The 22,654-nt window shown below is 57.8% G+C and carries 17 protein-coding genes; 13 read left to right on the top strand and 4 right to left on the bottom strand.

Translation table 11 applies throughout. The features are described from left to right. Positions 1-173 precede the first annotated feature (173 nt). The gene (locus tag AACY50_RS23600) at positions 174-1,955 is read left to right on the top strand and encodes an ABC transporter transmembrane domain-containing protein (protein WP_339433397.1); all 1,782 of its coding nucleotides are present in this window, start codon (positions 174-176) and stop codon (positions 1,953-1,955) included. 81 nt (positions 1,956-2,036) lie between these two features. Here the strand turns inward: AACY50_RS23600 and AACY50_RS23595 are convergent, their stop codons facing one another. Continuing rightward, positions 2,037-3,965, bottom strand: a complete 1,929-nt coding sequence (locus AACY50_RS23595) for a transglycosylase SLT domain-containing protein (protein ID WP_339539233.1) — start codon at positions 3,963-3,965, stop codon at positions 2,037-2,039. A 214-nt stretch (positions 3,966-4,179) separates the two neighbouring features. On the opposite strand from AACY50_RS23595, the gene AACY50_RS23590 reads away from it, so the two are divergent. After that, complete coding sequence (locus AACY50_RS23590; RefSeq protein WP_339433395.1) at positions 4,180-6,102, top strand: ATP-binding cassette domain-containing protein; 1,923 nt, start codon at positions 4,180-4,182, stop codon at positions 6,100-6,102. A gap of 171 nt (positions 6,103-6,273) precedes the next feature. Here AACY50_RS23590 and AACY50_RS23585 read toward each other — a convergent pair whose 3' ends face one another. Continuing rightward, positions 6,274-6,711 carry a universal stress protein gene (locus AACY50_RS23585; RefSeq protein ID WP_339433394.1) on the bottom strand — a complete coding sequence of 146 codons (438 nt, stop codon included), beginning with the start codon at positions 6,709-6,711 and terminating at the stop codon, positions 6,274-6,276. Between the two features lie 91 nt (positions 6,712-6,802). On the opposite strand from AACY50_RS23585, the gene AACY50_RS23580 reads away from it, so the two are divergent. The 7 genes from AACY50_RS23580 (at position 6,803) to AACY50_RS23550 (ending at position 15,209) form a co-directional block, all read left to right on the top strand. Beyond that, positions 6,803-7,240: a hypothetical protein gene (locus AACY50_RS23580; RefSeq protein ID WP_339433393.1), complete on the top strand. Its 438-nt coding sequence runs from the start codon at positions 6,803-6,805 to the stop codon at positions 7,238-7,240. Positions 7,241-7,765: 525 nt separating this feature from the next. Continuing rightward, positions 7,766-9,913: a fatty acid oxidation complex subunit alpha FadB gene (gene fadB, locus AACY50_RS23575; protein WP_339466194.1), complete on the top strand. Its 2,148-nt coding sequence runs from the start codon at positions 7,766-7,768 to the stop codon at positions 9,911-9,913. Positions 9,914-9,942: 29 nt separating this feature from the next. Beyond that, on the top strand, positions 9,943-11,118 hold the full coding sequence (fadA, locus tag AACY50_RS23570; RefSeq protein WP_339466195.1) for an acetyl-CoA C-acyltransferase FadA: 1,176 nt from the start codon (positions 9,943-9,945) through the stop codon (positions 11,116-11,118). 97 nt (positions 11,119-11,215) lie between these two features. Beyond that, on the top strand, positions 11,216-11,452 hold the full coding sequence (locus AACY50_RS23565; RefSeq protein WP_042560169.1) for a DUF1653 domain-containing protein: 237 nt from the start codon (positions 11,216-11,218) through the stop codon (positions 11,450-11,452). Positions 11,453-11,566: 114 nt separating this feature from the next. Continuing rightward, positions 11,567-14,200: a type I DNA topoisomerase gene (gene topA, locus AACY50_RS23560; protein WP_339433390.1), complete on the top strand. Its 2,634-nt coding sequence runs from the start codon at positions 11,567-11,569 to the stop codon at positions 14,198-14,200. Positions 14,201-14,344: 144 nt separating this feature from the next. Beyond that, the gene (locus tag AACY50_RS23555; RefSeq protein ID WP_339466197.1) at positions 14,345-14,869 is read left to right on the top strand and encodes a DUF6586 family protein; all 525 of its coding nucleotides are present in this window, start codon (positions 14,345-14,347) and stop codon (positions 14,867-14,869) included. A gap of 106 nt (positions 14,870-14,975) precedes the next feature. After that, positions 14,976-15,209 (top strand): hypothetical protein, encoded by a 234-nt coding sequence (locus tag AACY50_RS23550; RefSeq protein WP_221733227.1) that lies wholly within the window; start codon positions 14,976-14,978, stop codon positions 15,207-15,209. A 95-nt stretch (positions 15,210-15,304) separates the two neighbouring features. Here AACY50_RS23550 and sulA read toward each other — a convergent pair whose 3' ends face one another. Together sulA and lexA are read right to left on the bottom strand one after the other, a co-directional pair. Then, a complete protein-coding gene (sulA, locus tag AACY50_RS23545; protein ID WP_339433388.1) occupies positions 15,305-15,778 on the bottom strand; it encodes an SOS-induced cell division inhibitor SulA in 474 nt (157 codons plus the stop codon). Positions 15,779-15,792: 14 nt separating this feature from the next. After that, a complete protein-coding gene (lexA, locus tag AACY50_RS23540; protein ID WP_003226590.1) occupies positions 15,793-16,401 on the bottom strand; it encodes a transcriptional repressor LexA in 609 nt (202 codons plus the stop codon). 229 nt (positions 16,402-16,630) lie between these two features. Here lexA and AACY50_RS23535 point away from each other — a divergent pair, with 229 nt between their 5' ends. The 4 genes from AACY50_RS23535 (at position 16,631) to AACY50_RS23520 (ending at position 22,555) form a co-directional block, all read left to right on the top strand. After that, a complete protein-coding gene (locus tag AACY50_RS23535; RefSeq protein WP_339433387.1) occupies positions 16,631-17,338 on the top strand; it encodes a TetR/AcrR family transcriptional regulator in 708 nt (235 codons plus the stop codon). 158 nt (positions 17,339-17,496) lie between these two features. Then, entirely contained in the window at positions 17,497-18,507 is a 1,011-nt protein-coding gene (nagZ, locus tag AACY50_RS23530; RefSeq protein ID WP_339433386.1) for a beta-N-acetylhexosaminidase, read from the top strand. A gap of 12 nt (positions 18,508-18,519) precedes the next feature. Beyond that, positions 18,520-19,257 (top strand): S-methyl-5'-thioinosine phosphorylase, encoded by a 738-nt coding sequence (locus AACY50_RS23525; RefSeq protein WP_339433385.1) that lies wholly within the window; start codon positions 18,520-18,522, stop codon positions 19,255-19,257. Positions 19,258-19,261: 4 nt separating this feature from the next. Beyond that, positions 19,262-22,555 carry a DEAD/DEAH box helicase gene (locus tag AACY50_RS23520; protein ID WP_339539232.1) on the top strand — a complete coding sequence of 1,098 codons (3,294 nt, stop codon included), beginning with the start codon at positions 19,262-19,264 and terminating at the stop codon, positions 22,553-22,555. Positions 22,556-22,654 lie beyond the last annotated feature (99 nt).

The following is a 22,654-nucleotide window of genomic DNA, read 5'->3' as shown; positions in this document are numbered from 1 at the left end:
GGCATCTCCACTCAACCAGAAATGACCGTTCGTCTCAACCGGGACTTTAGACCAATAGTCTCTAGGCCCTAGTCGTCACGGGCATATTTAACCTGACTCATTGTGATTTACAGAGTTCCACCCCATTTGAGTATGTAGGCTGGCCCTATTCAACAGCACAGACGTGAACCTCAATGATCCCGATGCTTTCCTCTCGACACCGGCGCGCCTTGCGTCTGACCAGTCGTTTTCTCGCCCCTTATCGCTGGCCGGCCTTCGGCGCGCTGCTGGCGTTGATCGTGACGGCCGGTATTACCTTGTCGTTGGGGCAGGGGATCAAACTGCTGGTCGATCAGGGGTTCATGACCCAATCACCGCACTTGCTCAACCAATCCATAGGCATATTCATGCTGTTGGTGTTGGGCCTGGCGGTCGGCACCTTTGCCCGGTTCTATCTGGTGTCGTGGATCGGTGAGCGAGTGGTGGCAGACATCCGCCGGCAGGTGTTCAACCATTTGGTTTACCTGCATCCGGGGTTTTACGAGGACAATCGCAGCTCGGAAATCCAGTCACGCCTGACGGCTGACACGACTCTGCTGCAGTCGGTGATCGGTTCGTCGTTGTCGCTGTTCCTGCGCAACTTGCTGATGGTCATCGGCGGGGTTGTACTGCTGTTCATCACCAACCCCAAACTCACCAGCATCGTGGTGATCGCCTTGCCGCTGGTGATTGCGCCGATCCTGATTTTCGGGCGGCGCGTGCGCAATCTGTCGCGGCAGAGCCAGGACCGGATTGCCGATATCGGTAGCTACGTGTCCGAAACCCTCGGGCAGATCAAAACCGTTCAGGCTTACAACCATCAGGCGCAGGATGAACAGCGCTTTGCGACGACGGTTGAGCAGGCTTTCGAAACGGCCCGCAAGCGAATCTTCCAGCGAGCGTGGCTGATTACTCTGGTCATCGTGCTGGTGCTCGGCGCTGTAGCGGTGATGTTGTGGGTCGGCGGCATGGATGTGATTGCCGGGCGGATATCTGCCGGTGAACTGGCGGCGTTCGTCTTCTACAGCCTGATTGTCGGCAGCGCTTTTGGCACATTGAGCGAAGTGATTGGTGAACTGCAACGCGCCGCCGGTGCCGCTGAACGGATTGCCGAATTACTACGCTCGGAAAACATCATTCAACCGCCAGCGACGGGTTTGGTGACCTTGCCGGCGCGAGTAAAAGGCGAACTGGAACTGCAGGATGTAAGGTTTTCCTACCCCTCGCGTCCGCAAAGCTACGCCGTCGATGGGTTGAATCTTACCGTCAGAGCTGGCGAAACTCTGGCGCTGGTGGGGCCATCCGGTGCCGGTAAATCCACGGTGTATGACTTGCTGCTGCGCTTTTACGATCCGCGCGAAGGCCTAATTCTGCTGGATGGGGTGCCGTTGACCAGCCTCGATCCGCTGGATCTGCGTCGCTGTTTTGCTTTGGTCTCCCAGACGCCGGCGCTGTTCTTCGGCAGCGTGGAGGAAAATATCCGCTATGGCTGCCCATCGGCCACGCTGGAACAAGTCAAGGAAGCGGCCCGAATTGCCCACGCCCATGACTTCATCGAACAAATGCCTGATGGCTATCAAACCCATCTGGGTGATGGCGGTCTTGGACTTTCCGGTGGTCAACGCCAGCGTCTGGCCATTGCCCGGGCGTTGTTGGTGGATGCGCCAATCCTGCTGCTGGATGAAGCCACCAGCGCACTCGACGCGCAAAGTGAACACCTGATCCAGCAAGCCTTGCCCAATCTCATGCACAACCGCACCACACTGGTGATCGCCCACCGTTTGGCCACGGTGAAGAACGCCGACCGGATCGCCGTGATGGACCAGGGCAAACTGGTCGCGGTAGGGACGCATCAGGAATTGATTGCCAGTAATCCGCTATATGCACGGCTGGCGGCGTTGCAGTTCAACGATGGCGTGCAGGTGATGAGCGACTAAGCACCGACACGGTCGAGCGCTATGAAAAATGCCCTTATCTCGCGATAAGGGCATTTTCTTTACCGGGTGTGATCTGCGTGATCACTGATCATCAAAATACCGTTCATGCCAATCCACCAGCGGCTGGGGCGAGTTGAGCTTCTGGCCGTAGATCACCGAATAAGACAACACGTTCTGCACGTATTGGCGGGTTTCGTCGAACGGAATGCTTTCGACCCAGACATCGAAGCTCAGGTGATCAGCACCACGCAACCACTGGCGTACACGGCCGGGACCGGCGTTGTAAGCGGCAGAAGCGAGGACGCGGTTGCCGTTGAACTGGCTGTGCACCTGACTCAGGTAAGCCGCGCCGAGCTGGATGTTCTTGTCCGGATCGAGCACCTGCTTCGGCGAGGCCAGCGGAATGCTGAACTTGCGCGCGGTTTCCTTGGCGGTGGCTGGCATCAGTTGCATCAGACCGCTGGCGCCAACGCCTGAGCGGGCGTCGTCCATGAAGGCGCTTTCCTGGCGGGTGATCGCGAACACCCAACTCGAATGCAGCCCGCGAACCTTGGATTCACGCACAAGGGTATTGCGGTGGGCCATCGGGAAGCGGATGTCCAGATCGTCCCAGTATTTCGCCTGACTGATGGTGCGGATTGCCGGGAAGTACCATTTCAGGTCATAGGCCAGTTTCGCCTGGGCGACCATTTCGTCGCGATTGAAGTGGCGGCTGACGTAATACCACTCGCGACGGCCGTCGACGATCTGTCCCCGTGCGTGGAATTCCAGCGCACGCCGCACGCCGGGGGTGTTGCGTACTTTGTTGATCAGCGCCTGACTGAGCACTAAAGGTTTGTTGTTCAGCGAATACGGCGACTGTGAGCGGTCAGCGGCAAGAAAGCCGTAGAAGTCGCGCTCCTGGGCCAGGCTCTTGTAGAGTTGCTGCACTTGCGGGTTCTGCGGCTGTGCCAGTTCCAGGCTGCGGGCTTGCCAGTAGCGCCAGCGATTGGTGGTGGCCAGGTCCTGCGGCAAGCGACGGGTCAATTGGTAAGCGTCGTCCCAGCGCGCCAGACGCAGCAGCAGGCGCAGGCGCCATTCGGAAACCGTGTTGTCACGTAGCTCCGGGTCGTATTTGGTCATCACGTCCAGCGCTCGACTGTCGAAGCGCCGGGCCAGGGTCAGGCCGATTTCCCGCGCGATCGCGACTTTTTCATCGCGGGAGAAGTGCATGCTGCTGGCGTAGCCGTCGAGCAAGGCCATGGCTTTGTCAGGGGCTTGGCGGGCCAGGCGGCGCAGGCCGAGGCTGACCACGTCGGACATCGGTTCGTCGGCGGGGGTAAAGCGTGATGGTTGATTAAGTAACTCGGGTTTTTGCGCCACATCCACCAACAAACGACCGCGTGGGGCGAGGGTGGTCAGGCCTTTCACCAGGCTGTTGGCCAATGCAAAGTTGCGGGCCTGAGCTGCAAGCTTGGTGCGCTGCCAGCGTTTTTGCTCGGTCAACTGACCGTCAGCGGCCCAGATGCCAAACAGCGCATCACACGCAGCAGGTTGCGATTTACCCGTGAGCCAGAGCTTGTCCGCGTTGGCGTATCCCTCGGCTTTTTGGTTATGGCTGATCTGGTACTGCGCATTGAGGCAGTCCAGTTCGGTGAAATTGAGTTTCGGGTCGTAATACTTGACGAAGGTTGTCCAATCGCCACGGTCGGCGAGCCAGCGCAACCAGCGCAGCTTCATCCAGTTGGCCTGGGGCAGGTCGCCGTGCTCGGCGAGGAATTTCTCGATTTCCGCGTTGCTCGCGGTTTTCAGGCGTGCGGTCAGCTCGTCGTAAGCCAGATACGGTTCCAGCGGATAATCAGCCAGGGCCTGGCTGTAACGCAAATACGGACCGGTGTCGCCCTTGGCCAGGGCGCGTTTGGCTTCATCGTAATACTGGCGTTGGGTGGACAGGTCCACCGCCTGGGCGGATTGAACGGCAGCGGCGGTAAGTAGGAAACAGGAAAAAACACTGAAAAGGCGACTGCGCATGAGACATCCGGGCAGAGAAATCATGACAAGTGCTGACCTCGATCAGCACTGAATTGTCTGTAGCTTAGCCTTTTGCCAGCAAGCGGCGAAAGCTTTGCGGGCCTTACAGCACAAGTTCGCAACAAATGTTGTGCAGAGTGCTTCGACAGACAAATTGCCGGCCTGCTGAAGCCCTAACTCAGGTAGAATGCGCGCCCGGTTTTTGGAGAAGCTCATGACCCTGCTCAAATTCAGCGATGTGTCCCTTGCATTCGGCGCGATGCCGTTGTTGGACAAGGTGTCCTGGCAGATCGCCCGTGGTGAGCGGGTGTGCATCATCGGCCGCAACGGCACTGGTAAATCCAGCATGATGAAACTGGTCAAGGGCGACCAGAAGCCCGATGACGGCTCGGTGTGGCGTGCCCCCGGTCTGAAAATCGGCGAATTGCCGCAAGAATTGCCGGTGGCTGACGAGCGGACGGTGTTTGACGTGGTGGCTGAAGGCCTCGACGGTGTTGGCGCCTTGCTCGCCGAGTATCATCACCTGAGCCAGAACATCGTCACCGATGCCGATCTGGACAAACTGATGCACGTTCAGCACGACCTCGAAGCCCGTGACGGCTGGCGCTTGCAGACCCTGGTCGACAGCACACTGAGCCGCCTGCAATTGCCGGCTGACAAGACCCTTGCCGAATTGTCCGGTGGCTGGCGTCGTCGCGTGCTGCTCGCGCAGGCACTGGTGTCCGAACCCGATCTGCTGCTGCTCGACGAACCCACCAACCACCTGGACATCGGTGCAATTGCCTGGCTCGAAGAAGCGCTGAAAGATTTTCAGGGCGCCGTGCTGTTCATCACGCACGACCGTTCCTTTCTGCAAAACCTTGCCACGCGCATCCTCGAACTGGATCGCGGCGGCCTGATCGACTGGAACGGCGACTACGCCAGCTTCCTCGTCCACAAAGAGGCCGCGCTGGCTGCTGAAGAAACCGCCAACGCGCTGTTCGACAAGCGTCTGGCTCAGGAAGAAGTGTGGATCCGTCAGGGCATCAAGGCGCGTCGTACCCGTAACGAAGGTCGCGTTCGCGCCCTGAAAGCCCTGCGTGTCGAGCGCAGCGAACGTCGTGAGCGTACCGGCAAGGCCAATATCCAGCTGGAAACCGCCGACAAGTCTGGCAAGCAAGTGATGGTGCTGGAAAATGTCAGCTTTCATCACCCGGACGGCCCGTTCCTGATCAAGGACTTCTCGATGGTGCTGCAGCGCGGCGACCGTATCGGTTTGCTTGGCGCCAACGGTACCGGCAAGACGACCTTGCTCAAGCTGATGCTCAACGGCCTGCAACCGACCAGCGGTAAAGTTGAAGAGGGCACCCGGATCGATGTGGCTTACTTCGATCAATTGCGCCATCAGCTGGATCTGGAAAAGACCGTGATCGACAACGTCGCCGAAGGTCGCGACTTTATCGATATCGATGGCCAGAGCCGTCATGTGCTGAGCTACCTCGGCGACTTCCTGTTCAGCCCGCAGCGTGCTCGCACGCCTGTCAAGGCGTTGTCGGGTGGTGAGCGTGCTCGCCTGCTGTTGGCAAAGCTGTTCAGCAAACCAGCGAACCTGTTGGTACTCGACGAACCGACCAACGACCTCGACGTGGAAACCCTTGAGCTGCTCGAAGAGGTGCTGCTGACCTTCAACGGCACTGTACTGATGGTCAGCCACGACCGGGCATTCCTCGACAACGTCGTCACCAGCACCCTGGTCTTCGAAGGCGAAGGCAAGGTGCGCGAATACGTCGGTGGTTATCAAGACTGGATTCGTCAGGGCGGCTCGCCGCGTCTGCTGGGTGTAACCGAGAGCAAGTCGGGCAAGGCTGACCTGAACTCGGCGGTGGTGACGGCTGAGCCGGCTCCCGTCGCAGCGCCTGCCGTTGCTGCCCCTGCTGCAAAAAAGAAGCTGAGCTACAAGTTGCAGCGCGAACTGGAAGCGTTGCCGGGTGATATTGACGCCAAGGAGCAACAAATCGCTGCCGTAGAGGCCGAAATGGCCGAAGCCGGTTTCTATCAGCGTCCTGCGGCAGAGACTGCCAAGGTGATTGCCTCGCTTGAGCAATTGCAGGCCGAGCTGGATGCACTGGTGGAGCGTTGGGCCGAGTTGGATGCCTGATTGATCCAGATGTAAAAAAGCCCGGCGTTCAGTCATGAGCGCCGGGCTTTTTACGTAGTGTTGAAATCCATGGTAGGAGCGGGTTTGCTCACGATATCGGTATATCACGCGAAATCAAATTGGATGTGCCGACGTTTTCGCGAGCAAGCCCGTCCCTCAGGGTGATGCATTTCACTGTTTGACCAGGTGCACCGCTAGCACGTCACAAGGCGCGCCGTGCAGTACATCGTTGGCGGTCGAGCCGAGCAACAGCGCCAGACCATGGCGTCCATGACTGCCCACCACGATCAGATCGCACTCATGCTCCTTGGCAAAATGGTGGATTTCCTGGCGTGGCTGGCCGTAGGTCAAGTGGCAGTCGGCGCCTTTGAGTTCGCAATACTTGAGTTTCAGGCGCTCAAGGCGTTCCTTGGCTTGATCGAACTGCTGCTGTTGCAGTTGTGATAGATCCATCGGCACGTCGCCGCCGAACGCCATGGCCATCGGCTCGACGATATGCACCAGCGAGAGCTTGGCGTCATTGCTCACCGACAGCTCTCGGGCGCGGTGGATCACAGGATCGCACTCTTCGGTCAGATCGACGGCGACCAGGATATGGGAGTAGGGCATGAGGTGCTCCTCGTGACGGTTCAATACTGTTAAGTATGGCTGGTTTCAACAAAGTGACACAATGCGCTCACCTTAAGTCGGGAGTAGAGATATGACGGTCTGGTTGGTGGTGTCAATCCTGTTGGTGGTTCTGAGCCCGCTGGCATGGTTGCGCCCATCGCGTGTGCAGAGCGGTCGAATGGCCCTGCGCATGGAGGCGCGGCGTATCGGGCTGGCTATGCAACTGGCGCCTCAGGAGTGGCCGCACTGGCTGTCTCAGGAGCCTCCCAATCCGTGTGCTCAATACCATCGGCCGCGGCGTGGCAGTCAGCCAGCGTGCTGGACTTACTGGCAGAAGTCGCCAGGGATATGGGTCAATCAATGGCAGGAAGTCTGCGAAGACCGGGCGCTGCTCAATCATTTCGAAAAGTTGCCAGGCAACGTGTTCAAGGTCGAGGCCGACAAGCAGATGATCGCCTTGTACTGGGGCGAAAAGGGTGAAGCCGCAGTTTTGCAGGATATCGATGCCACACTGAAAGCGCTGGCGTAACCCGCGGACATTTCGTACTGCAATGGTGCGCATCGTCCGGCAGACGAGCAACAAAAAGCCCGACATGATTCATCGGGCGGGGGCCAGGCAGGCCGGTAACTGTTTTTATCGCTGATTCACATTTGCGGAGTCAGCGAATCTCCCTGTAGTCCAGCCAGCGTAGCCCCTTAAACAAGGCTCGATGAGAATTAGGGCGACTTTTCTAACTATTGATTCTATGAATGGCTTCACATGCAGATGCGTGTTGCCGGTCTTCGTGGAGCGGAAATGACCGCAAAGTCGCCTTTCAACCCGTATTTTGGGCGATTGACAATTGTCGGAAATTCCGTGAAGGTGGCGTACCCAAATCAAACGGGCGTATGAATTGAGCGTTTGTCTTACAGATCGCTCCTACAGAATCCCGACTATCGCGTTGGCGGGTGTGCCGGGTGGATTGGCGTTAGCATCGACGAAAAAGCGTCCTGCCAAGCCATTCGCCTGCGTCCGACGTGTACTGTTCAGCTTCCATATCGTGGAGATCAGTTGATGATTTACGAAGGTAAAGCCATCACGGTTAACGCTCTTGAAAGTGGCATCGTCGAATTGAAATTCGACCTCAAGGGTGAGTCCGTCAACAAGTTCAACCGTCTTACCCTGAACGAGCTGCGTCAGGCCGTAGACACCATCAAGGCAGATGCTTCGATCAAGGGTGTGATCGTCAGCAGTGGCAAGGACGTGTTCATCGTCGGCGCCGACATCACTGAATTTGTCGAAAACTTCAAGCTGCCGGATGCCGAGCTGGTTGCTGGCAATCTCGAAGCCAACAAGATCTTCAGCGATTTCGAAGACCTCAACGTTCCGACCGTAGCGGCCATCAACGGCATCGCCCTGGGCGGCGGTCTGGAAATGTGCCTGGCAGCTGACTATCGCGTCATGTCGACCAAGGCCAAAATCGGTCTGCCGGAAGTCAAGCTGGGCATCTACCCAGGCTTCGGCGGTACCGTGCGTCTGCCGCGCCTGATCGGTGTCGACAACGCTATCGAGTGGATTGCCGCCGGCAAGGAAAACCGCCCTGAAGACGCCCTGAAAGTCAGCGCGGTCGACGCCGTGGTTGCTCCAGAGAAGCTGCAGGAAGCTGCCCTTGAGCTGATCAAGCGTGCCATCTGCGGCGAGTTCGATTTCAAGGCCAAGCGTCAGCCGAAGCTGGAAAAACTCAAGCTGAACGCCATTGAACAAATGATGGCTTTCGAAACCGCTAAAGGTTTTGTTGCCGGTCAAGCTGGCCCGAACTACCCGGCGCCGGTCGAAGCGATCAAGACCATCCAGAAAGCCGCCAACTTCGGTCGTGACAAGGCGCTGGAAGTCGAAGCCGCAGGTTTTGTCAAACTGGCCAAGACCTCTGCCGCGCAGAGCTTGATCGGTTTGTTCCTGAACGATCAGGAACTGAAGAAGAAGGCCAAGGCCTACGACGAAATCGCCAAAGACGTGAAGCAGGCCGCCGTACTCGGCGCTGGCATCATGGGGGGCGGTATCGCCTATCAGTCGGCGTCCAAAGGCACGCCGATCCTGATGAAGGATATCAACGAACACGGTATCGAGCAGGGTCTGGCCGAAGCCGCCAAACTGCTGGTTGGCCGCGTTGACAAAGGTCGTATGACCGCCGCGAAAATGGCTGAAGTGCTCAACGGCATTCGTCCGACGCTGTCCTACGGCGATTTTGGTCACGTTGACCTGGTTGTTGAAGCTGTCGTCGAGAACCCGAAAGTCAAGCAAGCCGTGCTGGCGGAAGTCGAAGACAAGGTCAAAGAGGACACCATCCTCGCGTCCAACACCTCGACCATTTCCATCAGCCTGCTGGCGAAAGCCCTCAAGCGCCCGGAAAATTTTGTCGGCATGCACTTCTTCAACCCGGTGCACATGATGCCGCTGGTAGAAGTGATTCGTGGCGAGAAGTCCAGCGAGCTGGCTGTTGCCACCACCGTTGCCTACGCCAAGAAAATGGGCAAGAACCCGATCGTCGTCAACGATTGCCCGGGCTTCCTGGTCAACCGCGTGCTGTTCCCGTACTTCGGCGGTTTCGCCAAGCTGGTCAGCGCTGGTGTGGACTTCGTCCGCATCGACAAGATCATGGAAAAATTCGGCTGGCCGATGGGGCCTGCCTACCTGATGGATGTGGTCGGCATCGACACCGGTCACCACGGCCGTGACGTGATGGCTGAAGGCTTCCCGGATCGCATGAAGGATGACCGTCGTTCGGCTGTCGACGTGCTTTACGAAGCCAAGCGTCTGGGCCAGAAAAACGGTAAGGGCTTCTACGCCTACGAGACCGACAAGAAAGGCAAGCAGAAGAAAGTTGCCGATCCGTCGGTACTGGAAGTACTCAAGCCGATCGTTTACGAGCAGCGCGAAGTCACTGACGAAGACATCATCAACTGGATGATGATTGCGCTGTGCCTGGAAACCGTGCGTTGCCTGGAAGACGGCATCGTTGAAACTGCCGCCGAAGCCGACATGGGTCTGGTCTACGGTATCGGTTTCCCTCCATTCCGTGGCGGTGCGCTGCGCTACATCGATTCGATCGGTGTTGCCGAGTTCGTTGCCCTGGCTGACCAGTACGCTGATTTGGGCGCGCTGTACCACCCGACCGCGAAGCTGCGCGAAATGGCCAAAAACGGCCAGAGCTTCTTCGGTTAAGCGCCCCCAACTAGAGTGAGAGTGAACTTATGAGCTTGAATCCTAGAGACGTCGTGATTGTCGACTTCGGTCGTACACCGATGGGCCGCTCCAAGGGCGGCATGCACCGCAACACCCGCGCTGAAGACATGTCGGCGCACCTGATCAGCAAATTGCTGGAGCGCAACGCCAAGGTCGATCCTGCTGAAGTCGAGGACGTGATCTGGGGCTGTGTAAACCAGACCCTGGAGCAGGGCTGGAATATTGCGCGCATGGCGTCGCTGATGACCCAGATCCCGCACACCTCGGCCGGCCAGACCGTCAGCCGTCTGTGTGGCTCGTCGATGAGCGCTCTGCACACTGCTGCGCAAGCGATCATGACCGGTAACGGTGACGTGTTCGTGGTTGGTGGCGTCGAGCATATGGGTCATGTGAGCATGATGCACGGTGTCGATCCGAACCCGCACATGTCTCTGTACGCTGCGAAAGCCTCGGGCATGATGGGCCTGACCGCTGAAATGCTTGGCAAGATGCACGGCATCACTCGTGAGCAGCAAGACGCCTTTGGCGTGCGTTCCCACCAACTCGCCCACAAGGCCACCGTGGAAGGCAAGTTCAAAGACGAAATCATCCCGATGCAGGGATATGACGAGAACGGTTTCCTGAAACTGTTCGACTACGACGAAACCATTCGTCCGGAAACCACCCTGGAAAGCCTGGCGGCCCTCAAGCCTGCCTTCAATCCAAAGGGCGGCACCGTGACTGCCGGTACTTCGTCGCAGATCACCGATGGTGCTTCGTGCATGATCGTGATGTCGGCGCAGCGTGCGCAGGACCTGGGTATCCAGCCGATGGCGGTGATCCGCTCGATGGCAGTGGCGGGTGTGGATCCGGCAATCATGGGCTATGGTCCAGTTCCGGCTACACAGAAAGCCCTGAAGCGTGCAGGTCTTGTCATTAACGATATCGACTTCTTTGAGCTCAATGAAGCTTTCGCCGCACAGGCTCTGCCAGTGCTGAAAGATCTGAAAGTACTCGACAAGATGAATGAGAAGGTTAACCTGCACGGCGGCGCGATTGCCCTGGGTCACCCGTTCGGTTGCTCCGGTGCGCGTATTTCCGGCACCCTGCTGAACGTGATGAAGCAGAATAGCGGCACCTTCGGGGTGGCCACTATGTGCATTGGTCTCGGCCAAGGCATCTCCACCGTCTTCGAACGCGTTTAAGTGTCTCGTTGATGGAAGCCGGGGCCAAGTGCCCCGGTTTTTGTTTTTGTGGATTTATTTTGTTTTTTTTTGAAAAAATTTGAGTGAGGGCCGAAGCATGCCGATACAACCTGGGCTCTACCAACATTACAAAGGTCCGCAGTACCGTGTATTCAATGTTGCGCGGCATTCCGAGACCGAAGAAGAAGTGGTCTTTTACCAAGCCCTGTATGGCGATTATGGCTTTTGGGTGCGCCCTTTGAGCATGTTTCTCGAGTCAGTCGAGGTTGACGGCGAGCAGGTGCCACGCTTTGCTTTGGTGCAAGCCGAACCGAGCCTTTTTTCCAAGGCATGAGGCGAGTGCGCGCAGCACCCTGTGCTTGACCTCACCTTGTATCAACTATATATAGCGGTGCCGCGTCAGGCGCCAACCGCCTTTCACTTCTAGAATTCAGGAATTTTCTGATCCATGGGCAAATCGCTGGTCATTGTGGAATCCCCGGCTAAGGCCAAGACCATCAACAAGTATCTGGGTAACCAATACGTGGTGAAGTCGAGTATCGGCCATATCCGAGACCTGCCCACCAGCGGTTCGGCTAGCGCCAGCAAAGAGCCAGCCGCCAAGCGCGGCAAGGCTGCCGCGGGCGAAGGGCCGGTGCTCACGCCGAAAGAGAAAGCGCGTAAGCAGTTGGTCTCGCGTATGGGGGTTGATCCCGATCATGGCTGGAAAGCCCAGTACGAGATCCTCCCGGGTAAAGAGAAGGTCATCGAAGAGCTGCGCCGGCTCGCCAAAGACGCTGACACCATTTATCTCGCAACCGACTTGGATCGCGAGGGGGAAGCCATTGCCTGGCACCTGCGCGAAGCCATTGGTGGTGACGACAGCCGCTACAAGCGCGTGGTGTTCAACGAAATCACCAAGAAAGCGATTCAGGAAGCCTTCTCCGAGCCGGGCGAGCTGGACATCGATCGTGTGAATGCCCAGCAGGCGCGTCGTTTCCTCGACCGCGTCGTGGGTTACATGGTCTCGCCACTGCTGTGGGCCAAGATCGCCCGTGGCTTGTCTGCCGGTCGTGTGCAATCGGTTGCGGTGAAACTGGTGGTCGAGCGCGAGCGCGAAATCCGTGCCTTCAACCCTGAAGAATACTGGGAAGTGCACGCCGATTTAGGCACCACCAAAGGCTCGACCGTGCGTTTCGAAGTAGCGCGCGAGAAGGGCGAAGCCTTCAAGCCGCTGAACGAAGCCCAGGCAACTGCAGCGCTGGAGAAGCTGAAGTCTTCCAGCTACAGCATCGTCAAGCGCGAAGACAAGCCGACCAGCAGCAAGCCTTCGGCACCGTTCATCACGTCCACCCTGCAACAGGCAGCGAGCAATCGCCTGGGCTTCGGGGTGAAGAAAACCATGATGATGGCCCAGCGTTTGTACGAAGCTGGCTACATCACTTATATGCGTACCGACTCGACCAACCTCTCGGCTGACGCCGTGACGATGGCACGCACTTACATTGAAGACGAGTTCGGCAAGAAGTACCTGCCGGAAACACCAAACGTCTACAGCAGCAAAGAAGGTGCACAAGAGGCTCACGAAGCGATCCGTCCTTCCGACGCCAACACCACGCCGAGCAAGCTGGCCGGCATGGAGCGTGACGCTGAGCGCCTCTACGAGCTGATCTGGCGCCAGTTCCTCGCTTGCCAGATGCTGCCCGCGCAATACCTGTCGACCACCGTGAGCGTCGCTGCTGGTGACTTCGAGCTGCGTGCCAAGGGCCGTATCCTCAAGTTCGACGGCTACACCCGCGTAATGCCGCAGATCGCCAAGCCTGGCGATGACGATGTTCTGCCGGACATGGCACAGGGCGACGTGATGAAGCTGATCAAGCTTGATCCGTCCCAGCACTTCACCAAGCCACCGGCGCGTTACTCCGAAGCCAGCCTGGTCAAGGAAATGGAAAAACGCGGCATCGGTCGTCCTTCGACCTACGCTGCGATCATTTCGACCATTCAGGATCGCGGCTATGTGACGCTGCATAACCGTCGTTTCTATTCGGAAAAAATGGGCGACATCGTCACCGAACGCCTGTCGGAGAGCTTCTCCAATCTCATGGACTACGGCTTTACCGCCGGCATGGAAGAGAACCTCGATGACGTGGCTCACGGCGAGCGCGACTGGAAAAACGTGCTGGACGAGTTCTACGGCGACTTCAAGAAGAAACTCGAAGTGGCGGAGAACCCGGACAACGGCATGCGTGCCAACCAGCCGGTCATGACCGACATTCCGTGCACCACGTGCGGCCGTCCGATGCAGATTCGTACCGCGTCGACCGGCGTATTCCTCGGCTGCTCGGGCTACAGCCTGCCACCGAAAGAACGCTGCAAGGCCACCGTCAACCTGGTGCCGGGAGACGAAATCGCTGCAGACGACGAGGGTGAGTCGGAGTCGCTGGTACTGCGTGGCAAGCATCGCTGCCCGATCTGCAGCACGGCGATGGACGCATACCTGCTCGACGAGAAGCGCAAACTGCACATTTGCGGTAACAATCCGGATTGCGCCGGATACGAAATCGAAGAAGGCAGCTATCGCATCAAGGGCTATGAAGGTCCAAGCCTTGAGTGCGACAAGTGCGGCAGCGAGATGCAACTCAAAACCGGCCGTTTCGGCAAGTTCTTCGGCTGCACCAACCCGACCTGTAAAAACACGCGCAAACTGCTCAAGAGCGGAGACGCGGCGCCGCCGAAGATGGATCCGGTGAAGATGCCTGAGCTGAAGTGCGAAAAAGTCAACGACACCTACATCCTGCGTGATGGTGCGTCCGGTCTGTTCCTGGCGGCCAGTCAGTTCCCGAAAAACCGTGAGACTCGTGCTCCATTGGTGATCGAGATTCTGCCGCACAAGAGCGAGATTGATCCAAAGTATCACTTCCTGTGTGAAGCGCCGCAGAAGGATCCTGATGGTCTGCCAGCGGTGATCCGCTACAGCCGCAAGACCAAGGAGCAATACGTACAGACCGAAGTCGACGGCAAGCCTACCGGTTGGAAGGCTTACTACGACGGCGGCAAGTGGGCGGTTGAAGACAAGCGCAGCGCAAAGGCCAAGGCTGAGTAAGCGTTAGTCACATACTGAAAGGGCCGCATGAGAACCTTTGGGTTTTCATGCGGCCTTTTCAGTATGTGCTTGCGGTGGGATTGGCTGATCCACGACACTGTCCGGCCTGTGTGAAGCAATTATTTCGTTGTGGAGGCAGCCGTCATGGCCCACGAACTCTATACCCGTACCAATCAGAAGATTTATTTTGCCGGCCTGTCGCTGGAAGCTCTGGCTCGAGCTGAAGAGGGGCGGGCGATGAATTCTTTGGCGCTGATTCAGGCCGGACGTGAATCGGCGCTGTTTCACCTCTACGGTGCCTTGTTGGGGCTTTGTCATGAAATCGCCGGTTTCTACCGTCTGCCTCAGGCAAATGAACCCCGGGCGGAGATGCTGCTGACGTGCGACGTGCTTGAGTCGATTGCTATCCCCGAACTGGCTGAAATGGTTGAGTTGGCGGGCAATTCGCAAACCTGGCTGGCCAAACTGTTAGCAGCGCATTCGGCGTTGTTCCAGCCGCCGAGGGTACCGCACAAACCCAAGGGAGATGTGACACAGCCGCTGATCCAGGCGGTTAATCTGGATGAAGAAGAGGCACCAGATGAGTTGAGTCGAGAGGAGTTGGAGAGCTGGCGGCAGAACCTGAAAGCTCTGGCGATCCGTTTTCGCGAAGGCTTGAATGAGTGCTGAGGGAGATTGACGCGGTGGCAATCTGAAACATGCTGCTGGTCAAGATCCCGAGCGAAGCCTGGATGATGTCTATATAATGCCTGCCTTTCGTGGAGAACAGACCTATATGCCAACGTCCTTTCTAGAAATTGTCGAGTTACCCGACGGCCGAATCGAACTGCGCAGGGCTGAGGACGAGGGGTCTCTGGTGACTCTGGATTTCTCCGAGGATGCCAAGACATTCCTGCAGGGCCAGCATGTAGAAATCGCCAAGGCGATGCTGAGCGTCGGTGTGCAGATGGCGGGTCGGATGATTGAGGGGGATTTTGACAAGGAAGAAGGGCCGCGGGTTCTTCATTGATCCCCGTCTGCTTTCCTGTTTGTCCTGTCGCTTCAGATCGGCTTCTCTATCCTTGGAGAAGCCCGGCGCTTCAAACAGCGCCCGTAACCAGCCAGCTAACCCAATCGAATATTCAGGCTCTGGGCGTTGCCCTTGCGTGCAGCGCTGATCAATTGTTGTCGTGAACCCGTGTTCAGTGGATTGAGCCAAGTGACTACAGTGTGACTTCGCCCCAGGCGCAAGGCTTCGCACGCCAGTTGCTGAGCACTTTGAGTGCCCCTCGGTTGCAGCAATAGAATGCGCTCGCGGTTCAGCCCTGCATCCCGCAGCCACGCTTGTGTCAGGCTGGCAGGTGGTGCAATCAGCGTTAGCCAGCGTGCGTCCTGATCATCGCTCAGTTCGCGAAGGATCGGAGCCAGCAGGTTTAGGCAGTTCCCGGTGGCACCGCGCAGTGACAGTTCACTGAATACTTCCGGTTCAACACTCCACGGGCGCTCGACCACTTCTTTCAGGATCGGCGCTATCGGTTGCGCTAGAAACGCTTCGAATAAAGGCAGTTGTGTCTGTTGAGGTGTGTGTGGGAACTGCATAAAGCCTCCTTTAACTAACGGCGGATTACGCCGACACTCAAGCCTTCGATAACCAGTTCCTGATCTTTCAGGTCGACTTCGATGGGGGCGAACTCAGGGTTTTCTGCAATCAGCCAGACTTTGCTGCCTTCGCGCTTGAAGCGTTTGACGGTGACTTCATCACCGATGCGGGCGACGACAACCTGACCATTACGCGCTTCACGGGTGGTGTGAACGGCCAGAAGGTCGCCATCGAAAATGCCGATGTCCTTCATGCTCATGCCGTGTACGCGCAGAAGATAGTCGGCGCGAGGGTGGAAGAATGCAGGATTGATGTTGCAGGATTCTTCGATGTGCTGCTGGGCGAGGATCGGTGCGCCAGCAGCGACTCGGCCGATGATTGGCAGGGTCGAGTCGTCGGCTTTGGCTTCGAAACCGGGGATGCGAATGCCACGGGATGCACCTGGGGTCATCTCGATGGCGCCCTTGCGAGCCAGCGCCTTGAGATGTTCTTCCGCTGCGTTGGGCGACTTGAAACCCAGTTCCTGAGCGATTTCTGCGCGGGTCGGCGGGTAGCCGTTGTCTTCAAGGCAGCGTTTGATAAAGGCCAGAATCTCGGCTTGGCGTGGCGTCAGCTTTAGCATATTGATCGCTCTGTCTTTTTATACAGTGACTGGGATTATATACAGTGAAGCGGTCTTGGCAATGCCCGTTTTTTTACAGGCCGCCGGACGGTCGGCAGGCCTGCTTATTAATGCATCGGTCTTGTGTGGTTAAATAGCTGACCGACCATTCCCAAAACGAACTGGCAGGCTTGACAAGGCACAGGCTGAAACGTATGTTTCAAACAAGTGTTTGTCAGGCGGAGTAGCCATGGCCCAGTCGGAAACCGTTGAACGCATTCTTGATGCTGCCGAGCAGTTGTTCGCGGAGAAAGGTTTCGCTGAAACCTCATTGCGTTTGATCACCAGCAAGGCCGGCGTCAATCTGGCAGCGGTGAACTATCATTTCGGCTCGAAGAAAGCGCTGATTCAAGCGGTCTTCTCGCGCTTCCTCGGGCCGTTTTGCACGAGCCTTGATAAAGAGCTGGAACGGCGTCAGGCCAAGCCTGAAAACAAACCCACCCTTGAAGAGTTGCTGGAAATCCTCGTCGAGCAGGCGCTGGTGGTTCAGCCACGTAGCGGCAATGACCTGTCGATTTTCATGCGTCTGCTTGGTCTCGCATTCAGCCAGAGCCAAGGCCACTTGCGTCGTTATCTGGAAGACATGTACGGCAAGGTATTCCGCCGCTATATGCTGCTGGTCAACGAGGCGGCGCCACGTATTCCTCCGATCGAGTTGTTCTGGCGCGTGCACTTCATGCTCGGTGCTGCTGCGTTCAGCATGTCCGGCATCAAGGCCTTGCGTGCGATTGCTGAAACCGATTTCGGCGTCAACACCTCCATTGAGCAAGTCATGCGCCTGATGGTGCCGTTCCTCGCCGCGGGCATGCGTGCCGAAACCGGCGTCACCGACGCGGCCATGGCCACCGCTCAACTGCGTCCGCGCAGCAAATCAATGCCGGTCGCCGCCAAGGTTTAACCGCGCACGGGTGGGCGCGGCAGCTTGTATCCGCTAAGCTAGCTGCCCATGCCGACTCTCGTTCTGAAACCCTTCTGCATAGAAATTGCCGACGTGCCAGGCACCGCCCTTGGTAGCGATTTCATGTGGATCGGTTTTTTTGTTTTCAAGGAATCTCTATGACTGCTGGCCTGCAAGGCTCGTTGATGGTGGACGTCGCCGGTACCTGGCTGACGGCTGAAGATCGCCATTTGTTGCGTCAGCCCGAAGTGGGCGGCCTTATTATTTTTGCCCGCAACATCGAGCATCCACGTCAGGTACGCGAGCTGAGCGCATCGATTCGCGCCATACGTCCAGACCTGCTGCTGGCCGTGGATCAGGAGGGCGGTCGCGTCCAGCGCTTGCGTCAGGGTTTTGTCCGTCTACCGGCCATGCGCGCCATTGCTGACAACCCGAATGCCGAATATCTGGCCGAGCAGTGCGGCTGGATCATGGCCACCGAAGTGCTGGCGGTCGGCCTCGACCTGAGCTTCGCCCCGGTACTTGATCTGGATTATCAGCGCAGCGCCGTTGTCGGCACCCGCTCGTTCGAAGGCGATCCCGAACGTGCCGCATTACTGGCCGGTGCCTTTATTCGCGGCATGAACAGCGCCGGCATGGCGGCCACCGGTAAACACTTCCCCGGTCATGGCTGGGCGGAAGCCGATTCGCATGTGGCGATCCCGAACGACGAGCGTAGCCTCGATGAGATCCGTGCCAACGACCTCGTGCCATTCGCCCGGCTCAGCAAGCAACTCGCTGCTGTTATGCCCGCTCACGTCATCTACCCGCAAGTCGACTCGCAGCCTGCTGGTTTCTCCCGCCGCTGGCTGCAGGACATTCTGCGCGGCGAGTTGCAGTTCGACGGTGTGATCTTCAGTGACGACCTGTCGATGGCCGGCGCCCACGTGGTCGGCGACGCAGCCAGTCGCATCGAAGCCGCACTGACTGCCGGTTGCGACATGGGCCTGGTATGCAACGACCGCGCCGCGGCCGAGTTGGCCCTGAGCGCTGCACAACGTATGAAGGTCAGGCCATCCGCTCGCATCGCGCGGATGCGCGGTCAGGCGTTCGCCAGCACCGATTACCGTCAGGATCCGCGCTGGCTCAGCGCCATCGTTGCGCTCAAAGACGCTCAACTGATCGATTAAGGATTTTCCGTTATGGCGGTTTTCGCAATCATTGGTGGCACCGGCCTGACCCAGCTCGAAGGCTTGAGCATTCGCCAGTCGTTGGCGGTGGACACGCCTTACGGCGCGCCATCGGCCGACGTGCAGGTTGGCGAATACGCGGGCAAGGAAGTGCTGTTCCTCGCCCGGCACGGCCATCCGCACCGTCTCCCGCCGCACAAGGTCAACTACCGCGCCAATCTTTGGGCGTTGAAGCAGGCCGGTGCCGAAGCAATCATCGCGGTCAATGCCGTCGGCGGGATTCACCCGGCCATGGACACCGGGCATTTCTGCGTGCCGCATCAGATCGTCGATTACACCAGTGGGCGTGAGCACACCTATTTCGCCGATGACCTGGAGCATGTCACCCACATCGACTTCAGCTTTCCCTACAGCGAACCGTTGCGTCAGCAGTTGATTGCTGCGTTAGCCGCCGAAGGCTGCGGATACAGCGATCAGGGCGTTTACGCCTGCATGCAAGGCCCGCGTCTGGAGACTGTCGCAGAAATCGTCCGTCTGGAGCGTGATGGCTGCGACATCGTCGGCATGACCGGTATGCCGGAAGCGGCGCTGGCTCGTGAACTGGATCTGGACTACGCCTGTCTGGCACTGGTGGTGAACCCGGCGGCGGGCAAGACCACTGAAGTCATCACCATGGCCCAGATCGAGCAGGCGTTACAGGACGGGATGGGTGCGGTGAAGTCGATCCTGTCACGCGTTTTGGCGGGTTGACAGCGTGACTACGATAGTTGAGCAACTGGATGCTCTGCCTTGGGAAGATGTGTTCAGCCAGCGCACTCTGGACAGGGCTCTGAAGTATGCGGACGAGGATCGGATAGCGATCCTTCAGATCGACGACTCAAGGGTCGTCGCTTCGTGTGTCGGCTCTGGGATTGAGGTGTATGAGCAAGTCATTGAGCTTGTCAAAGCGGGGGGGCATTGGCGGCTCGAATGCTCTTGCTCTTGCCCTGTCATGCTTTATTGCAAGCACTGCGCTGCGGCTATTTACCACCTGAAGGAGGAAGTACCCGTTAATTCATCTGACAGTCGCGCTCCGGTTCAACTCAATCGTGAGTTGGAGCGTTGGCTCGCCGATATACCCGCGGCGACAAAGCCTGGCGGGGAACTGGCGCAAGCGGCGAGTACGCGGCTGTTATACAAACTCAAGGAAACCCCTGCTACAGGGAAGTGGCTGGTACAGATTTTCAAGGGTTATCAGCTCAAGAGTGGCGAGTTGCGCGATATCAAGTCGCTGTATTCGCTGTCGGACTTGCTGATCCGCCAACCTGGTTACTTATCCGAACTCGACTTGCGCATTGCCAGGCTGTTGATCGCCATGCACTCCCATCATGCGTATTACAGCGGCTATCCTCTGGAGGGTAGCAGTGGTGCTGAATTGCTTGAGATGTTGTTGAATACCTCACGACTCTTCCTGGATTTTGAAGTGTTGCATCCTCTAACCAAAGGCGTGAGGAGGGTGGGGCGTTTTGCTTGGGCCGAGCAGCCAAACGGCAGTTTCCGTTCTCAGTGGAGCAGTGACGAAGCCGCGGTGGAGTCGCCACTGGCTGTGGAGCCTCTTTACTATCTTGACCGCGAGCGGCATCAGATCGGCCCTCTGTCTAGCGACCTGGAAGAGAAACTGGCTTGTCATTTGACGCTGGCTCCGGAAATTCCGGCTCGTCAGTCGATGCAGTTTAGCCATCGCATGGGCGCTGTGACCCAGGTTGCTCCGCCGCATGCCCTCACTGATCGTGTTATCGACAACGTTCTGCCCAAGGCTCACCTCACTCTCGCCAGTGGCAAGCGTTATGCGCGCTGGCAATATGAGCTGGAGCATCGGGCGGCATTGGCGTTTACCTACAACGGACATCCAGCAACGGACAGAAATCCGGAAGTGTTGGTCCTCAGTGGTGTTGAAACTCAGCGTATTCAACGCCAACCCGCCGCCGAGAAAGCCTTGCGCCAGCTCTTGACGAAGCAAGGTTTTAAAAAGGCCACGCGCAAAAGTAGCATTGACCGTCCGGGCGAGATGTTCGCCCTGCCCGATGATTCGGCCTGGCTATTATTTATGCAGGATGGACTCGCGGTGTTGCGCGAGGCTAACTGGAAAATCGATATCAGCCCTGGCTTTCATTTCAATTTGCAGCCTGTGGAGCAGTGGTATGCAGAAGTCGAGGAGGAGTCCGGGCATCAGTGGTTTGATCTGCAGCTAGGTATTGTCGTCAACGGCGAGCGGTACAGCCTGTTGCCGATCCTGCTGCATTTGTTACGCAGCCAGCCACAGTTGCTCGAGCCCTCCAGCCTGGGTCAGCGCAGCGATGATGAGCAACTCTTGATCGAGCTGGGAGGTGGTCACCTCGCTTCCCGTGCAACTACAAAAGTCGCGCTACCCTATGGCAGGGTCAAGCCGCTGATGGCCACGCTTGCTGAGTTGTATCTGGGCAATCATCAGGGCGATGCGTTGCGCTTGAGTGCTCCCGATGCTGCGCGTCTGAGTTTACTGGAAGGCGTGTCGCTCGACTGGCAAGGTGGTGATCGATTGCGCGCTTTTGCAAAGCGATTGCGCGAGTCGACGCATGCGCACGTCGCTGCACCCGCCGGTCTCAAGGCGCAGTTGCGTCCCTACCAGCTCGAAGGTCTGAACTGGATGCAAACCCTGCGCGAGCTGGAGGTTGGCGGTATTCTTGGCGATGACATGGGGTTGGGGAAAACCCTGCAAACCCTGGCGCATCTACTCACGGAAAAGCAGGCTGGACGGCTCGATCATCCTGCACTCGTCGTGATGCCCACAAGCCTGATACCCAACTGGCTGGATGAGTCACAGCGTTTTACTCCGCAATTGAAGGTGTTGGCGCTGCATGGCGCGACGCGTCAAAAGGATTTTGCCTGCCTTGCCGAGTACGACTTGGTACTGACGACCTACGCGCTGCTGCCGCGAGACCTTGACGCTCTGCAGCCGCAGATGTGGAGTGTGCTGATTCTCGATGAGGCACAGAACATCAAGAATCCAGTCAGCAAGGCTGCTCAGGCGGCCCGTGATCTGCAGGCTCGCCAGCGGTTGTGCCTGAGCGGAACACCACTGGAAAACCACCTGGGCGAGTTGTGGTCTCAGTTTCACTTTCTATTGCCTGGCTGGCTTGGTGATAGCAAATCGTTCAATCGCGACTACCGTACGCCCATCGAAAAACACGGCAATGCCCAGCGTATGCAACATTTGACGGCCAGGATAAAGCCGTTTCTGTTGCGTCGAAAGAAAGACCAGGTGGCGACCGAGTTGCCGCCAAAAACAGAAATTGTGCATTGGGTTGATCTGAGCGATGGTCAACGAGACGTTTATGAAACGGTTCGCGTGGCCATGGACAAGAAGGTGCGTGAGGAAATTGCCCGCAGCGGTGTAGGCGGCAGTCAAATCATTATCCTTGACGCTTTGCTCAAGCTACGCCAGGTCTGTTGCGATCTGCGGTTGATCAAAATGCCGCTGACGCCGAAGACCCTTCGCTCCGGCAGCGGAAAACTGTCCAGTCTGATGGAGATGCTCGAAGAGCTGCTTGGTGAGGGCCGCAGAATTCTGCTCTTTTCACAATTCACGTCGATGCTCGCCCTGATTGAGCAGGAGTTGCAGCAGCGTGGTCTTGGCTATTCGCTGCTGACCGGCGAAACGACGGATCGGCGTACACCGGTGAAAGACTTTCAGGGCGGTAAGGTGCCGTTGTTTCTGATCAGTTTGAAAGCCGGCGGCACAGGTTTGAACCTGACAGCGGCGGACACAGTCATCCATTTCGACCCGTGGTGGAACCCTGCGGTAGAAAATCAGGCGACAGACCGTGCCTACCGGATTGGGCAAAACAACCCGGTGTTCGTCTACAAAATGATTGCCCGAGGCACGGTGGAAGAAAAAATACAGGCGATGCAGCAGGAGAAAGCGGCGTTGGCCGGTGCGGTGCTTGAAGGCGGTACCACTGGCGGCTGGAAGCTGGAGCAAAGCGATATTGAGGCACTTTTTGCGCCGCTGCCTGCCCCCAGGAGTTGATAGCTGAACCTTGCAGTATTGCCCCGCTGTTCCCAGTCTGGAGTTGTGAGCACTACAGATCCAGGTTGGGAGAGGGCTTGCTCGCAAAAACTGCCCGAC

This window comes from Pseudomonas sp. RA_15y_Pfl2_54, assembly GCF_963971015.1.
Taxonomy (GTDB): Bacteria; Pseudomonadota; Gammaproteobacteria; order Pseudomonadales; family Pseudomonadaceae; genus Aquipseudomonas; species Aquipseudomonas baetica_A.
Note: the sequence above shows the minus strand (reverse complement) of the source record. Positions and strands in the feature narration are given on the sequence as shown.

What these genes read in the sequence shown, in the direction of transcription:
- AACY50_RS23600 (WP_339433397.1), top strand. Translation starts at nt 174, where the DNA reads ATGATCCCGATGCTTTCCTCTCGACACCGGCGCGCCTTGCGTCTGACC.
- AACY50_RS23595 (WP_339539233.1), bottom strand. Translation starts at nt 3,965, where the DNA reads ATGCGCAGTCGCCTTTTCAGTGTTTTTTCCTGTTTCCTACTTACCGCC.
- AACY50_RS23590 (WP_339433395.1), top strand. Translation starts at nt 4,180, where the DNA reads ATGACCCTGCTCAAATTCAGCGATGTGTCCCTTGCATTCGGCGCGATG.
- AACY50_RS23585 (WP_339433394.1), bottom strand. Translation starts at nt 6,711, where the DNA reads ATGCCCTACTCCCATATCCTGGTCGCCGTCGATCTGACCGAAGAGTGC.
- AACY50_RS23580 (WP_339433393.1), top strand. Translation starts at nt 6,803, where the DNA reads ATGACGGTCTGGTTGGTGGTGTCAATCCTGTTGGTGGTTCTGAGCCCG.
- fadB (WP_339466194.1), top strand. Translation starts at nt 7,766, where the DNA reads ATGATTTACGAAGGTAAAGCCATCACGGTTAACGCTCTTGAAAGTGGC.
- fadA (WP_339466195.1), top strand. Translation starts at nt 9,943, where the DNA reads ATGAGCTTGAATCCTAGAGACGTCGTGATTGTCGACTTCGGTCGTACA.
- AACY50_RS23565 (WP_042560169.1), top strand. Translation starts at nt 11,216, where the DNA reads ATGCCGATACAACCTGGGCTCTACCAACATTACAAAGGTCCGCAGTAC.
- topA (WP_339433390.1), top strand. Translation starts at nt 11,567, where the DNA reads ATGGGCAAATCGCTGGTCATTGTGGAATCCCCGGCTAAGGCCAAGACC.
- AACY50_RS23555 (WP_339466197.1), top strand. Translation starts at nt 14,345, where the DNA reads ATGGCCCACGAACTCTATACCCGTACCAATCAGAAGATTTATTTTGCC.
- AACY50_RS23550 (WP_221733227.1), top strand. Translation starts at nt 14,976, where the DNA reads ATGCCAACGTCCTTTCTAGAAATTGTCGAGTTACCCGACGGCCGAATC.
- sulA (WP_339433388.1), bottom strand. Translation starts at nt 15,778, where the DNA reads ATGCAGTTCCCACACACACCTCAACAGACACAACTGCCTTTATTCGAA.
- lexA (WP_003226590.1), bottom strand. Translation starts at nt 16,401, where the DNA reads ATGCTAAAGCTGACGCCACGCCAAGCCGAGATTCTGGCCTTTATCAAA.
- AACY50_RS23535 (WP_339433387.1), top strand. Translation starts at nt 16,631, where the DNA reads ATGGCCCAGTCGGAAACCGTTGAACGCATTCTTGATGCTGCCGAGCAG.
- nagZ (WP_339433386.1), top strand. Translation starts at nt 17,497, where the DNA reads ATGACTGCTGGCCTGCAAGGCTCGTTGATGGTGGACGTCGCCGGTACC.
- AACY50_RS23525 (WP_339433385.1), top strand. Translation starts at nt 18,520, where the DNA reads ATGGCGGTTTTCGCAATCATTGGTGGCACCGGCCTGACCCAGCTCGAA.